The organism is Streptomyces sp. ITFR-6 (genome assembly GCF_031844725.1).
In the GTDB taxonomy this organism is placed as follows: domain Bacteria; phylum Actinomycetota; class Actinomycetes; order Streptomycetales; family Streptomycetaceae; genus Streptomyces.
This window is the reverse complement of sequence record NZ_CP134612.1, coordinates 6,085,989-6,099,629: the sequence shown is the minus strand read 5'-3', so window position 1 is coordinate 6,099,629 and position 13,641 is coordinate 6,085,989. Positions and strand designations below refer to the sequence as shown.

The 13,641-nt window shown below is 73.8% G+C and carries 13 protein-coding genes; 9 read left to right on the top strand and 4 right to left on the bottom strand.

The features are described 5' to 3' along the window. Positions 1 to 28: 28 nt before the first annotated feature. Positions 29 to 673, top strand: coding sequence for a response regulator transcription factor (locus RLT59_RS27840; protein ID WP_311307884.1), 645 nt, complete (start codon positions 29 to 31; stop codon positions 671 to 673). Between the two features lie 75 nt (positions 674 to 748). Here the strand turns inward: RLT59_RS27840 and RLT59_RS27835 are convergent, their stop codons facing one another. The 3 genes from RLT59_RS27835 to RLT59_RS27825 form a co-directional block, all read right to left on the bottom strand. Continuing rightward, positions 749 to 1,627: a hypothetical protein gene (locus tag RLT59_RS27835; RefSeq protein WP_311305919.1), complete on the bottom strand. Its 879-nt coding sequence runs from the start codon at positions 1,625 to 1,627 to the stop codon at positions 749 to 751. 96 nt (positions 1,628 to 1,723) lie between these two features. Further along, on the bottom strand, positions 1,724 to 1,957 hold the full coding sequence (locus tag RLT59_RS27830) for a ferredoxin (protein ID WP_073735817.1): 234 nt from the start codon (positions 1,955 to 1,957) through the stop codon (positions 1,724 to 1,726). Continuing rightward, on the bottom strand, positions 1,957 to 3,420 hold the full coding sequence (locus RLT59_RS27825) for an aldehyde dehydrogenase (RefSeq protein WP_311305918.1): 1,464 nt from the start codon (positions 3,418 to 3,420) through the stop codon (positions 1,957 to 1,959). Before RLT59_RS27825 ends, RLT59_RS27830 begins: the two co-directional genes overlap by 1 nt. A gap of 246 nt (positions 3,421 to 3,666) precedes the next feature. Between RLT59_RS27825 and RLT59_RS27820 the strand changes: the two genes are divergently transcribed. The 8 genes from RLT59_RS27820 (at position 3,667) to RLT59_RS27785 (ending at position 12,191) form a co-directional block, all read left to right on the top strand. Beyond that, positions 3,667 to 4,707, top strand: a complete 1,041-nt coding sequence (locus tag RLT59_RS27820) for a Strvi_7410 family MBL fold metallo-hydrolase (protein ID WP_311305917.1) — start codon at positions 3,667 to 3,669, stop codon at positions 4,705 to 4,707. A 106-nt stretch (positions 4,708 to 4,813) separates the two neighbouring features. Then, positions 4,814 to 5,476, top strand: a complete 663-nt coding sequence (locus RLT59_RS27815; RefSeq protein WP_311305916.1) for a hypothetical protein — start codon at positions 4,814 to 4,816, stop codon at positions 5,474 to 5,476. Between the two features lie 319 nt (positions 5,477 to 5,795). Next, positions 5,796 to 7,061 carry an SCO2321 family membrane protein gene (locus tag RLT59_RS27810; RefSeq protein ID WP_311305915.1) on the top strand — a complete coding sequence of 422 codons (1,266 nt, stop codon included), beginning with the start codon at positions 5,796 to 5,798 and terminating at the stop codon, positions 7,059 to 7,061. After that, positions 7,058 to 7,735 (top strand): SCO2322 family protein, encoded by a 678-nt coding sequence (locus RLT59_RS27805; protein WP_311305914.1) that lies wholly within the window; start codon positions 7,058 to 7,060, stop codon positions 7,733 to 7,735. Before RLT59_RS27810 ends, RLT59_RS27805 begins: the two co-directional genes overlap by 4 nt. Then, the gene (locus RLT59_RS27800; protein WP_399126221.1) at positions 7,732 to 8,898 is read left to right on the top strand and encodes an energy-coupling factor transporter transmembrane component T; all 1,167 of its coding nucleotides are present in this window, start codon (positions 7,732 to 7,734) and stop codon (positions 8,896 to 8,898) included. The genes RLT59_RS27805 and RLT59_RS27800 overlap by 4 nt, the downstream gene beginning before the upstream one ends. Continuing rightward, complete coding sequence (locus RLT59_RS27795) at positions 8,895 to 10,622, top strand: ABC transporter ATP-binding protein (protein ID WP_311305912.1); 1,728 nt, start codon at positions 8,895 to 8,897, stop codon at positions 10,620 to 10,622. Before RLT59_RS27800 ends, RLT59_RS27795 begins: the two co-directional genes overlap by 4 nt. Continuing rightward, positions 10,619 to 11,446: an ECF transporter S component gene (locus RLT59_RS27790; RefSeq protein WP_311305911.1), complete on the top strand. Its 828-nt coding sequence runs from the start codon at positions 10,619 to 10,621 to the stop codon at positions 11,444 to 11,446. Before RLT59_RS27795 ends, RLT59_RS27790 begins: the two co-directional genes overlap by 4 nt. Positions 11,447 to 11,750: 304 nt before the next feature. Further along, positions 11,751 to 12,191, top strand: coding sequence for an aggregation-promoting factor C-terminal-like domain-containing protein (locus RLT59_RS27785; protein WP_311305910.1), 441 nt, complete (start codon positions 11,751 to 11,753; stop codon positions 12,189 to 12,191). Positions 12,192 to 12,269: 78 nt separating this feature from the next. On the opposite strand, the gene RLT59_RS27780 is transcribed toward RLT59_RS27785, so the two are convergent. Beyond that, the gene (locus RLT59_RS27780) at positions 12,270 to 13,550 is read right to left on the bottom strand and encodes an alpha/beta hydrolase family protein (protein ID WP_311305909.1); all 1,281 of its coding nucleotides are present in this window, start codon (positions 13,548 to 13,550) and stop codon (positions 12,270 to 12,272) included. Positions 13,551 to 13,641 lie beyond the last annotated feature (91 nt).

The window sequence follows — 13,641 nt, the reverse complement described above, 5'->3', positions numbered from 1 at the left end:
ACCGGTGGTCCCCGCGCCGCGCGAGCCGCTGCGGATCGTCGTCGCCGATGACGCGGTGCTCCTGCGCGAGGGGCTGGTGCGGCTGCTCTCGGAGGACGGTCACGAGGTGGTGGCGGCGGTCGGCGACGGCCCCGCCCTGGTCGAGGCGGTGCTGACGTACCGCCCGGACGTGTCGGTGGTCGATGTGCGGATGCCGCCGACGCACACGGACGAGGGGCTGCGGGCGGCGGCCACCGCCCGCAGCCGGCTGCCCGGCGCCCCCGTGCTGGTGCTCAGCCAGTACGTGGAGGTGTCCTACGCCGCCGATCTGCTCGCGGACGGGGCGGGCGCGGTCGGCTATCTGCTCAAGGACCGGGTCGCCAGGATCGAGGAGTTCCTGGACGCACTGGTCCGGGTCGCCGGTGGCGCGACGGTGCTCGACCCGCAGGTCGTCGCCCAACTGCTGGCCCGGCAGCGCCGGGACGACCCGCTGGAGAAACTGACCGCGCGGGAACGGCAGTTGCTGGCGCTGATGGCCGAGGGCCATTCCAATACGGCCATCGCCCGGCGCCTGATGCTCTCCGGCAAGGCGGTGGAGAAGCACATCGGCAATGTCTTCGCGAAGCTCGGCCTGCCGCCCGACGACACCCGGCACCGCCGGGTGCTCGCCGTCCTGGCCCATCTCAACGCCTGAGGGCTGCTCGGCGCCTGAGGGCTGCTCGGCGCCTGAGGGCTCGGCGCCTGAGGGCTCGGCGCCTGAGGGAGCCTTTCACCAGCCGCCCTCGAAGAAGGCCAGGAGCGCCGGGGCGGGGTCCGCGGTGGTGGCAGTGTTCGCCGCGGCGATCACGGCGACGGCCGCCGTCAGCAGGGCCCAGAGCAGTCCGGACGACCGGTGCACGCGCCTGGTCCGCCGGTCGGACGCCGCCGCCCCGGCGAACCTCCGCCACGACACCGCGCTGATCGCGGCGGCGGAGAGCGCCACCGCCGTCGCGGCCACCGCGAGCACGGCGTGGTACCGCCCGAAGTCGCTGACCATCACCTCGACGGGAGGCGGGGTCCGGCCGCCGTCCGGGTAGGCGGCCAGTTGCCGTCTGATCTCGTCGAGCGTGCCGGCCGGGACTCCGTGAGGCGCGTGGAGCGGCAGCATCGACATCAGCGAGGAGAAGGGCGCCACCGCCCCCTGGACGTTCGCCATGACCATCGCCAGCGCGAACAGCCCGAGCGCCGCGACGGCCGCCCCGGCGGACGCGAGAGCGGCCCGCCTCCCCGCGGTGAGCCCGCCGGCCCGCAGGTACGCCTTCCGGAGCAGCACGCCGAGCGCGACGAGCACGGCCAGCAGGAGCGCCGCGGTCACGGCCTTGACCAGGTGGTAGCGGGACCAGTGGTCGACGAGGCCGCGCAGCCCCGGGGGAAAGCTCCGCTCACCGGCCGCCCAGTAGTCGACGAACGAGGCGGAGAGGCGGCCTTGGAGCTCGCGCCGGCTGCCGTAGCCACCGCCCGACAGGCTCCCGGCCACCGGTCCGGGGGCGAGTACGAAGGCGAGGACGAGAGCCGCCGCGAGAGCGGCGAGCACCGTGGCCGCCCGGACCGGGACACCCGCGGTGCGGGACGGGCCGGGCGCAGTGGTGGTTGGTGTCGTTGTGGACATGCTGGTGACTCTGTCGCGGCGCCCCCCGCCGGGTCACTGCGGTCCGCCATCCACCAGGGGTGTGGCAGGCCACACCCCTGGGCCCTGCGGAACGGCTCATTCCTCCGGCGGGAACACCACTTCCCCGGTGTCGGCCAGGGCGACCGTGATCGCCTCGACCGGGCATCCCTCGGCCGCGGCGAGCACCCGCTCGTTGGCGTCGGTCTCCGGGTCCACGGGATGCGACTGCCGGGCGGAGTCCAGCCGGAAGCCGTCCGGTGCGTGGTTGACGCACATCCCGGAGCCGATGCACACGCTCCGGTCGACCTCGACGCTCCAGCGGTCCCCCATCAGGACGCTCCCCCGTACCCGGCGGGCAGATGGATCATCTTGTGCTCGAAGTACTCCCCGTACCCCTCGGGCCCGAACTCCCTTCCCACGCCGGAGTTCTTGTAGCCGCCGAACGGCCCGAGCATGTCGAGACTGAAGGTGTTCACGCTGTACGTGCCGGTCCTGACCCGGCGGGCGATGTCGATGCCGCGTTCGGTGTCGGCGGTCCAGACGCTGCCGCTGAGCCCGTACTCGGAGTCGTTGGCGATCTTCACCGCCTCGTCCTCGTCGCCGTACGGCAGCAGGCAGATGACCGGGCCGAAGATCTCCTCGCGGGCGACGCGCATGGAGTTGTCGACGTCCCCGAAGAGCGTCGGCTCCACGTACCAGCCGCGCTCCTGCGAGGCCGGACGCCCGCCGCCGGTGAGGATCTTGGCGCCTTCCTCCTGGCCGATCCGGATGTAGTCGAGGGAGCGCTGCTGCTGGCGGCGCGCGACGAGCGGGCCGAGTTCGGTGGCCGGGTCGAGCGGGTCGCCGACCTTGAGCGCGCCGGCCGCGGCGGCGAACGCCTCTGCCGTCTCCTCGTACCGGGAACGCGGGACCAGGATCCGGGTCTGGGCCACGCAGGCCTGCCCGTTGATCATCCAGGCGAAGGGCACGATGCCCGCGACGGCGGTCTCCAGATCGGCGTCGGGGAGGACCACGGCGGCGGACTTCCCGCCCAGCTCCAGGGTGACACGGGTGAGATTGCGCGAGGCGACCTCCATGACGCGCCGTCCGGCGGCGACGGAACCGGTGAACGAGATCTTGTCGACGCAGGGGTGCCCGACCAGGTACTCGCTGACCTCGCGGTCGGCCGGCAGGATCGACAGCACGCCCTCGGGCAGCCCGGCCTCCGCGACGATCTCCGCCAGGATGTAGGCGTCCAGCGGCGATTCGGGCGACACCTTGAGGACGGCCGAGCACCCGGCGAGCAGCGCGGGCGCGAGTTTTGCGGCGGCGGTGAACTGCGGCACGTTCCACGGCACGACGGCCGCGACCACCCCGATCGGCTCACGGCGCACCAGCAACGGCCCGAGCGCCCCGTCCCGGCGCTCCTCGTAGGGGAAAGTGCGGGCGACGGTGATCGCCGCGTCCCACACCATCATCGCGGCGAGGGCCTGCACCATGACGCTGGAGCTGTACGGGGTGCCGTTCTCCGAGCTGATGACCCGGGCGATCTCCTCGTACCGCGCGGCGAACGCGTCCTTGATCCGGGTGACGACGGCGATCCGCTCGTCCAGTGTCATCCGGGGCCAGGGCCCCTCGTCGAAGGCCCGGCGGGCCGCGGCGACGGCCCGGTCCACATCCCCCTGTGCGGCATGCGGCACCCGGCCGATGACCTGCTCGGTGTGCGGGGAGATGACCTCGATGACTTCCCGCCCGAGCGGATCGACCAACTCCCCGCCGATGAACAGTCTTCCGTGTTCGACAAGCTCGCTCATGGCTGCTGCCTCCCGCGACGCGGCATGTGACCCGACTCGTTGACTCGCTGGACCGGTCCTGCATCTGACTGCGTGTCAGAACTGATACCAGTTCCAGTTCCAGGAGTCCACGGCTGGGACACGACCGGACGACCCGACCAGGTGGTCGACCGGGGCTACCACTGGAACAAGTTCTCGTTACAGTGGACGCGGCGCGCCGTGGCCGGTACCAGCACGCCGCCGAGACCGCGAGGAGATGGGGAGTCCATGACGCAGGTGATGAACCACGGTGGTGGCGTCCACAGCATCGAAGTCCCCATCCCTGACAACCCGTTGGGCCACACCCTGGTCCATGTCCTGGACACGGACCGGGGCCCGGTGCTGATCGACACGGGCTGGGACGACCCCGAGGCCTGGTCCACCCTGACGGCCGGGCTCACGGCGGTGGGCGTCGACATCACCGACATCCACGGCGTGGTCATCACCCACCACCACCCCGACCACCACGGCCTGTCCGGCCAGGTGCGCGAGGCGTCCGGGGCCTGGATCGCGATGCACGCCGCCGACACGGCGATCGTCCGCCGCACCCGGGAGTCGGAGCCGGGCACCTGGCTGTCGTACCTCGCGGCGAAGCTGGCCACGGTCGGCGCCCCGGAGGACCACATCGCCCCGCTGCTGGCCGCCCGCGAGAAGGGCGGCCGGATGCGCACCCTGCCCGGTCTGCGGGCCGCGCTCCCGGACCGCGAGATCGCGCCCGGCGAGCTCCTCGACCTGGCGGGCCGCGAGTTGCGCGCGATCTGGACCCCGGGCCACACCCCGGGCCACGTCTGCCTGCACCTGGAGGAGGACCACCCGGCCAACCTGCCCGGCCGCGGCCGCCTCTTCTCCGGCGACCACCTGCTCCCCGGAATCAGCCCGCACGTCGGCCTCTACGAGAACCCGGACGACGCGACGGAGACCGACCCGCTCGGGGACTACCTCGCCTCCCTGGAACGCATCGGCCGCCTCGGGGTGGCCGAGGTGCTGCCCGCCCACCAGCACGCCTTCGCGGACGCTGCGGGCCGCGTCCGCGAACTCCTCGACCACCACGAGGAACGCCTCACCGGCCTCCTCGGACTCCTGGCGGAACCGCTCACACCGTGGCAGCTGGCGGAGCGCATGGAGTGGAACCGCCCCTGGGAGCAGATCCCGTACGGATCGAGGAACATCGCCGTCTCGGAGGCCGAGGCGCATGTGCGCCGGCTGGTGAAGCTGGGGCGGGCCGAGGCGGTCACGGGGAGCGGCCCGGTGACGTTCGTCGCGGTGTGAACACGGTTCGCTCCCTTCGCGCCGTGGCTATCGTGAGCCTCACCTCGGACGGGGGACATGACGGTGGGAGGGGCTCGCGGTGCGGAACGGGTTGAGGTTGAGGTTGATGAGGACGAGCACGTCCGGGCGTGGGAGGGGCCTCGCGGCGGGCGCTCTCGTCGTCCTCGCCGCTCTTTCACTCGGCGGCTGCGGCACGGAGCACGCGACGACGGCAGGAGCCGCAGGCCGGACCGGCGGGACGGCCGGGGAGTCCGGCGGGACCGGTCGCGCGGGGAACACCGGAAGCACCGGGGGCACGGGGGGCACCACCCCCAGCCCCTCGCTGAGTTCCCCCTACGTCGAGCCGGGGGCCGGTGACGGCGCTCCGCACTACCGGGAGAACAACGGCTTCCGGATCGCCGGTGACATGTCAGAGGCCAGTGCCGGGGCGGCCCGGCGGGAGGCGGACCGCATCGAGCCGGAGCTCAAACGGCTCTGGAAGCAGGGGGTCTGGGACCCGGCCTCGGTCCGGGCCGCGATGATCAAGCTGGGTTACGAGGTGGAGGGCCCCGGTGACGAGGGGAGCACGTCCGGCAGGGCCCTGCGGGTCGAGCCGATGAGGGCGCGCTTCGAGACCGACCGGGAGGTCACGCCCGAGGGCGCCCGGGTGGCCCTGTTCGTCCGTCGCGACGCCTGCGTCACCGCGTTCACCCAGAAGACGAACTACCAGGTCTCGGTCAATGGCCCCTACCCGGAGACGGGGTGCTTCGAGCCGCCGTCCGGCCACTGAGGACCGGGGACGGCCCCCGCCCGGTCAGGGCTCCCGCAGTACCCGCCCGGTAGAGTGGGCGAGTCGTCATCATGCCCGTTCAGGGGGAAGCCGGTGGAAATCCGGCACTGACCCTTCCCCAAGCTCTCGACTCCGTTCGAGCAGGGGACACCCCATCTCGTGACCGCCCCGCCGGGCGGAAGCCGGAATGCCCTGTCCGTGTCGTGACCGGCTCCTGCCATCGGGACCCCGGTGGCCGGCACCGTCGAGGTATACGGAGCCGGAGCCCGGTGCCTGTGTGCGCCTGGGACCGGTTCCCGCAGGAGAGGCCCCGCCCGCCATGACCGTACGCCGCAGCGCAGCCGCGCTCGCCGCCACCGCTGCCGTGCTCTGCGCGGCCGCAGCCGCAGCGCCGGCCGCGATCGCCGCGCCGTCCCCCTCTCCCTCCCCGTCCGCGGCGCTGCCCCCGGGGCTGTACGGCACGACGGACCCGACGTACGACGGGGTGTGGCGGCAGTCGCTGGCCTTCGTCTCGCAGCGGGCCGTGGGCGTCATGCCCGCCGCAAAGGCCGTGGAATGGCTGGTCGGGCAGCAGTGCGACAGCGGGGCGTTCGCCGCGTACCGCCCCGACCCCTCCGTGCCGTGCGACGCCAAGACCACGATCGACACCAACGCGACGGCGGCCGCCGTGCAGGCGCTGCACGAGGTCGGCAAGCACGAGGAGCTCGTCGCCAACGGGATCGACTGGCTGAAGTCCGTCCAGAACGAGGACGGCGGCTGGGGGTACACCGCCGGCAGCCCGAGCGACGCGAACTCCACCTCGATCGTGATCGGCGCCCTCGCCCGCGCCGGGGAGCGGCTCGGGGACATCACGACGCACGGCGGCAAGACCCCGTACGACGCCCTGCTCACCTTCGCCATTCCCTGCGGCGGCAAGGACGGCGGCGCCTTCGCCTACCAGCCCGACAAGGCCGGCAAGCTCGCCGCCAACGGCGACGCCACCGCCGCCGGCGTGCTCGGCTCGCTCGGCAAGGGGCTCGTCGTCGGGGACACCGCCGCGGCCAAGGCCCCCACCTGCAGGACCAGCGACCCGCTCAGGCCGGAGCGGGCCGCCCAGAACGGCGCCCACTACCTGGCCGGGGCCCTCGCGAAGACCGGGCACCTCGACCAGCCGCCGATGCCGGGGGCCGAGGACAGCGCCCCGCAGCCCGACTTCGGCAACACCGCCGACGCGGTCGTCGCCCTGTCCGCCTCCGGACACAAGGACAAGGCCGCCGCCTCCGTGAACTGGCTGGCGAAGAACTCCGCCGGCTGGGCCGCGCAGAGCGGCCCCGCCGCCTACGCCCAGCTGGTCATGGCCGCCCACTCGACCGGCGCCGACGTGCACGACTTCGGCGGCGCCGACCTCGTCGCCCAGCTGAACGCGACCGGTCCCGCGCCCGCCTCCGTGTCGAAGCCGAAGCCGGTCGCCACAGAAAAGGAGAACAAGGACAGCGGCGACGGGGACGGGATCGGCGGTGTCTGGTGGTTCGTCGGGATCGGGCTCGCCGTCGGCGCCGGCGCCGGATTCCTGATCAGCGGCCGCCGCAAGAACCAGCAGCTGTGAGGGGCCGCGGACGGGCCGCCGCACTGCTGGTGGTCCTGGGCGCCGTCCTGTCCGTGCTCCTCGGCACCGGGACGGCCCAGGCGGCGGGTTACCGCTACTGGTCCTTCTGGGAGGGCTCCGGCAGCGGATGGGCGTACGCCACCCAGGGGCCGTCCATGGTCCGGCCGGACGACGGCTCCGTACAGGGCTTCCGGTTCGCCGTGAGCGCCGACTCCGAGGACGCGGCGAAACCACGCCGCTCCCCCGACTTCGCGAAGATCTGCGCGGACACCCCCGCCAAGGACGGCACCAAGCGGGTCGCGCTCGTCATCGACCCCGGCACCGCCGCCGACGCGCCGCAGGGCGAGACCCCGCCCCCGCCGCGTACCGCGTGCGCACAGGTCCCGAAGGACGCGAGCAGCGCGGAGGCGCTCGCCTCTGTGGCCAAGCCGCTGCGTTACGGGAGTGACGCGCTGCTCTGCGCGATCTCCGGCTACCCGGTCGCGGGGTGCGGTGAGCAGGTCTCGGGGACCACCGGTACCGAGAGCGGCCGGGCCACGGCGTCCGCGCCCACGTCCGCTTCCGACAGCGGTGGCTCCGGCGGCGGTCCGTCCGCCGGGGTGCTCTTCGGGGTCGGCGCCGTCCTTCTGCTCGGCATCGCCGCAGTCGCGCAGGCCCGCCGCCGCCGCGGATGAACGGCTCGACGGACGGTCCCGGGAACGCTCCGGTGGCCGTCGCCCCGGTCCCGGTCTGGCGCGCCCCCGCCGCGACCCGGAGCAACGCGCTGCCCGCCGGGGCGTGGTGGCTGTGGGCGCTCGGGCTCGCCACCGCCGCGTCCCGGACCACCAACCCGCTGCTGCTCGGCCTGCTGGTGGGCGTGGCGGGATATGTGGTGGCCGCGCGCCGGACGGACGCGCCGTGGGCCCGCTCGTACGGGGCGTTCATCAAGATCGGGCTGTTCGTCATCGGGGTGCGGCTGCTGTTCTCGGTGTTCCTCGGTTCGCCGATCCCGGGTACGCACGAGGTGTTCACCCTGCCCGAGGTGCCGCTGCCTGACTGGGCGAAGGGCGTCCGGATCGGCGGCCGGGTCACCGCGGAGCAGCTGCTCTTCGCGCTGTACGACGGGGCGAAGCTGGCCACCCTGCTGATCTGCGTCGGCGCGGCGAACTCGCTCGCCAACCCGGCCCGGCTGCTGAAGTCACTGCCCGGTGCGCTGTACGAGGCCGGGGTGGCCGTCGTCGTCGCGATGACGTTCGCACCGAACCTGGTCGCCGACGTGGTGCGGCTGCGCACCGCCCGGCGGCTGCGCGGCCGGCCGACCGGCGGCGTCGGGGCGGTGCTCCAGATCGGGCTGCCGGTCCTGGAGGGCGCGCTGGAGCGTTCGGTCGCGGTGGCGGCCTCGATGGACGCGCGCGGGTACGGGCGCACCGCCGAGGTGCCTGCCGCCGTCCGGCACACCACGAACGTCCTCACCCTGGGCGGGCTGCTCGGGGTCTGCGCCGGTACGTACGGGCTGCTGGCCGCGCAGGGCGCGGTGTACGGGCTGCCGCTGCTGATCGCCGGGCTGGTCGCGGCGATGGCCGGGCTGCGGCTGGGCGGGAGGCGTTCGGTGCGGACCCGCTACCGGCCCGACCGGTGGGGTGTACGGGCCTGGCTGGTCGCGGGCTCCGGCGCGGCGGTCGCGGTGGCGATGATCTGGGCGGGCGGCGCCGATCCGGAGGCGCTGCACCCCGGAGTCGTACCGCTGACCGCGCCGGTGCTGCCGCTGTGGCCCGCCGCCGCGGTGCTGATCGGTCTGCTGCCCGCGCTGGTCGCGCCCGTCCCGCCTTCCTTCACGGGCTTCGAGGAGCAGAAGTGATCCGGTTCGACGATGTTTCCGTGCGGTACGAGGGGGCCGGGCGGCCCGCCCTGTCGGGGGTCGATCTGACCGTTCCCGAGGGGGAGCTGGTGCTGCTCATCGGCCCATCGGGGGTCGGTAAGTCGACTTTGCTGGGCGCGGTGTCGGGGCTGGTGCCGCACTTCACCGGGGGGCGGCTGACCGGGCGGGTCACCGTCGGCGGGCGCGACACCCGCACGCACAAGCCGCGCGAGCTGGCGGATCTGGTCGGCACGGTGGGCCAGGACCCGCTCTCCCACTTCGTGACCGACACGGTCGAGGACGAGCTGGCCTACGGCATGGAGTCGCTGGGCCTGGCGCCGGACGTGATGCGGCGGCGGGTCGAGGAGACCCTCGATCTGCTGGGCCTGGCCGGGCTGCGGGACCGGCCGATCGCCACGCTCTCCGGCGGCCAGCAGCAACGCGTCGCGATCGGCTCCGTCCTCACCCCGCACCCCCGGGTCCTGGTGCTGGACGAGCCGACGTCCGCGCTGGACCCGGCGGCGGCGGAGGAGGTCCTCGCGGTCCTCCAGCGGCTCGTCCACGACCTGGGCACGACGGTCCTGATGGCCGAGCACCGGCTGGAGCGCGTCGTGCAGTACGCCGACCAGGTCGTCCTGCTGCCCGCGCCGGGCGCCGCCCCGGTGATGGGCGCCCCCGCCGATGTGATGGCCCTCTCCCCGGTGCACCCGCCGGTCGTGGCGCTCGGGCGGCTGGCGGGCTGGGACCCGCTGCCGCTCTCGGTGCGGGACGCCCGGCGGCGGGCCCCCGGGATGCGGGAGCGGCTGGCGGGTATGGAGCCGGTCCCGGTCGGCGGTGCTGCCGGGCCGTCGCTGCCGTCCGGGGTGACGGCCGCCGCTCCCCGCCCCGCCGCGCACCGGTCAGGCCTGGGCAGACTGCTCGGCCGGGTCCCCCGGGAGACCGCCGCGCCCGAGCCCGTCACCGACGCCACCACCCGGATCGAGCGCCTCGGGGTGCGGCGCGGCCGGGTCGAGGCGCTGCGCCGGGTCACCCTCACCGTCGCGCCCGGCGAGACCGTCGCGCTCATGGGACGTAACGGCGCGGGCAAGTCCACCCTGCTCGCCGCCCTCGTGGGCATGGTCGAGCCCACCTCCGGCAGCGTCCTGGTCGGCGGCCGGACCCCGCACCGCACGCCGCCGCGCGAGATGGTGCGCCGGGCCGGGCTCGTACCGCAGGAACCGCGCGACCTGCTGTACGCGGACACCGTCGCCGCCGAGTGCGCGGCGGCGGACGCCGACGCGGGCGCCGCACCGGGCAGCTGCCGGGCCCTGGTCTCCGAGCTGCTGCCGGACGTACCCGACACCACCCACCCCCGCGATCTCTCCGAGGGCCAGCGCCTCGCCCTGGCCCTCGCCCTCGTGCTCACCGCCCGGCCCCCGCTGCTGCTCCTGGACGAGCCGACCCGGGGGCTGGACTACGCGGCGAAGGCCCGGCTCGTCGGGGTGCTGCGCGCGCTGGCGGCCGAGGGCCACGCGATCGTGCTGGCCACGCATGATGTGGAGCTGGCCGCCGAGCTGGCGCACCGGGTGGTGATCCTGGCCGACGGGGAGGTGGTGGCGGACGGGCCGACGCCGCAGGTCGTGGTCTCCTCCCCGGCGTTCGCCCCGCAGATCGCGAAGATCCTGGCCCCGCAGGAGTGGCTCACCGTGACCCAGGTGCGCGCGGCGCTGGGGGGTGGCGCGTGAGCGGCGCGACGGGCCGGAGCGCCCGGCCGGTGCGGCTCGGGCCACGGGCCGTCGCCGCGCTGGTGCTGATCAGCGCGATCGGGGTGGTCGCCTTCGGCTGGCCGCTGCTGGCCGGGGCCGATTCGGGTCTCGCGCACGCGCAGGACGCGCCGTGGCTGTTCGCCGCGCTGCTGCCGCTGCTGGTCGGGGTGGTGGTCGCGATGATCGCGGACGCCGGGCTGGACGCGAAGGCGGTGGCGATGCTGGGGGTGCTGGCCGCCGTCGGCGCGGCGCTGCGGCCGCTGGGGGCGGGCACGGCGGGGCTGGAGCCGATGTTCTTCCTGATGGTGCTGAGCGGCCGGGTGCTGGGGCCGGGGTTCGGATTCGTGCTGGGCTCGGTGACGATGTTCGCCTCCGCGCTGCTGACCGGCGGGGTGGGCCCGTGGATGCCGTTCCAGATGCTGTCGATGGGCTGGTTCACGATGGGCGCGGGCCTGCTGCCCGCACCGGACCGGCTGCGCGGGCGCGCCGAGCTGCTGATGCTGGCGGCGTACGGGGCGGTCGCGGCGTTCGCGTACGGGACGGTCATGAATCTGTACGGCTGGACCATCGTGCCGGGCCTCGGCTCGGGGATCTCCTTCCATCCCGGTGACCCGCTCGGCGACAACCTGGTGCGCTTCCTCGCCTACTGCACGGCCACCTCGGTCGGCTGGGACCTGGGCCGGGCCGTGCTCACGGTCGTACTGACGCTGACCGTCGGGGCGGCGCTGCTGAAGGCGCTGCGCAGGGCCACCCGGCGTGCCGCCTTCGAGGCCCAGGTCACATTCGACGCCCCGGCGGAGTGAGGGCACCCACAGGACCTTGGTCCTGTACGAAGCGGAATAGGAGCCGCCGGGATCGTACGTAACCCCCCGTTCCGCCCCCTCCGAGCTGCTGTGAAGCGTTATGGGGCGGTTCGGGACCTTCGGTCCTGGGTGCGAAGCGGGGTCGTACCGGGGGTCATTGCGGTCGTTGAACGGCGCCGCTAACACTGGTTGACGTCGCCGAGCACCGCAGCGTCCACCGGATACGGACAGCGGTCAACGAGCACCGGGCCAGGCAGGATTCGGACCGGCGGGCGACCCAACCGTTCCCGACGTTAGGTTCCCTGTGTCGTTCGCCAGCACCCTTCTCGCCAAGCCCCGCAACGCCCGTCGCAAGACCGTCATGGCCGGTGCGGCCGTCCTCCTGAGCGTCGGCGGTGTGGCCGTGGGCGCTACCTCCGCCATGGCGGCCCCGTCCGCCGCGCCGACGTCCGCCGGCGGCAGTGCCCAGGACACGGCCAGGCAGATGATCGGTGACGAGGCGCAGTTCCAGTGCTTCAGCAACATCGTCAGCCACGAAAGCGGCTGGAACCCGAGCGCGACGAACGCCTCCTCCGGCGCCTACGGCCTGGTCCAGGCCCTGCCCGGTTCGAAGATGGCGTCCGCCGGCTCCGACTGGCAGACCAACGCCTCCACCCAGATCAAGTGGGGCATGGACTACATGAACTCCCGCTACGGCAGCCCGTGCGGCGCCTGGTCGTTCTGGCAGGCCAACAGCTGGTACTGAGCCGGCCCGGACTCCGTCCGCGCACGCCGACAACCCCGACCGCGACGCGGCCGGGGTTGTCGGCGTGCGGGCCGGGGATCAGCGCCGGGCCGATTCGGCGTCGAACCAGCGCACGATCTGCGGACCCGACTTCAGATAGGTCTCGTTGTGGGTGGTCGGTCCCTGGTCGATCACCGGCGCCCGCACACCCCGCCGCGCCAGATCGGCCGCGCAGTCGCGGGCGTTGGCGATGGGTACGTCGGTGTCGCCGGAGGAGGAGTAGAGCCGTACCGGTACGTCCGGCTTCCAGGCGCAGTTGCCGTCCTGGGCCCGGAGAACCTTGAGCAGGGCGCCGGTCGGGTGCTGGAGCCGCTGGTAGTAGTCGTCGGTGAGCAGCTCCCTCAGTGTCGCGGGGAGGGCCGGGATGATCTCCTCCTCGTAGTGGTTGGTGTCGAAGAGGCCGTCGACGATGCCGGCGTACGGCTCCCGGAACGCCTCGGAGGGGTCCTTCCAGAGCGGGTGGAGGCGGTTCTGCGCGGTGAGGAAGTAGGTCATGTAGAAGAGGGCGCTGGTGCTGTTGACCCTGCCGTCGAAGATGGCGGGCGTCTCCGCGTGCTCCAGGTCGTACGGTCCGGAGACGGGGGCCAGGGCCCGCAGGGTGAACCGCCGGTCCGCACCGCCCTCCAGGGCCTTGCCGAGTGCCATGGCGACCTGGCCGCCCTGCGAGAAGCCGCTCGCGTACACGTCGCCGGTGAGCGGGCGGCCCAGCCGCTGGGCGGCGGTGCGCGAGGCGCGGAGCATGTCGAGCGACGCGGTGACGGCGGAGCGGGTGTCCATGTATGGGTGGAAGCCGGGGCCCTTGCCCAGGCCGAGGTAGTCGGGGGCGGCGACCGCCCGGCCGGCCGAGGCGTGGAGGTAGGCGGCGTAGCGGCCGGAGTCCTCGGTGGCGGAGGGCGCGTAGTCGCGGTGGGCCATCGTGCCGTGGGTGTCGGAGACCAGGTCCAGCCGGTGGGCGCCGCCCTCGGGGAGCGCGAAGAGGCCGGTGGCGGTGGTGGGCGCGCCATGCGGGGTGACGGTGCGGTAGGTGAGGCGGTAGGCCCGTACGCCGTGTCTGACGGTCCCCGTGTCCATGCCGGCCGTGGCGAGGAAGTCCGCGACGCCGTCCCGGTCGTGGCGGGCGACGGGGGTGAGCGCGAAGAGTTCGCCTCGGGCGTCGTGCCGCTGGGCGGCGGGTGCGGACCCGGCCCCGCCGGGCGTCCGGTGCCCGGCCGCCGTGGCGGGAACCGTGCCAAGGGCGGCGAGGACCACGACGGTGGCGGCGAGGACGCGTCGAGTGGCTTTCTTCCGGGCGGAGTTGCTCGCGTTGATTTCCATGCCCATGACGCTGGGGCGTGTCGTCGCGGGGGCGGACATCCGCGTACGCCCCCGCCCGAGGGTGTATCCGACAGCACCATCGGGCCTGGGGGCATCC

Excerpts from the sequence above, each read along its gene's own strand:
- RLT59_RS27835 (WP_311305919.1), bottom strand. The coding sequence starts at position 1,627 with ATGTCCACAACGACACCAACCACCACTGCGCCCGGCCCGTCCCGCACC.
- RLT59_RS27830 (WP_073735817.1), bottom strand. The coding sequence starts at position 1,957 with ATGGGGGACCGCTGGAGCGTCGAGGTCGACCGGAGCGTGTGCATCGGC.
- RLT59_RS27825 (WP_311305918.1), bottom strand. The coding sequence starts at position 3,420 with ATGAGCGAGCTTGTCGAACACGGAAGACTGTTCATCGGCGGGGAGTTG.
- RLT59_RS27820 (WP_311305917.1), top strand. The coding sequence starts at position 3,667 with ATGACGCAGGTGATGAACCACGGTGGTGGCGTCCACAGCATCGAAGTC.
- RLT59_RS27815 (WP_311305916.1), top strand. The coding sequence starts at position 4,814 with ATGAGGACGAGCACGTCCGGGCGTGGGAGGGGCCTCGCGGCGGGCGCT.
- RLT59_RS27810 (WP_311305915.1), top strand. The coding sequence starts at position 5,796 with ATGACCGTACGCCGCAGCGCAGCCGCGCTCGCCGCCACCGCTGCCGTG.
- RLT59_RS27800 (WP_399126221.1), top strand. The coding sequence starts at position 7,732 with ATGAACGGCTCGACGGACGGTCCCGGGAACGCTCCGGTGGCCGTCGCC.
- RLT59_RS27780 (WP_311305909.1), bottom strand. The coding sequence starts at position 13,550 with ATGGGCATGGAAATCAACGCGAGCAACTCCGCCCGGAAGAAAGCCACT.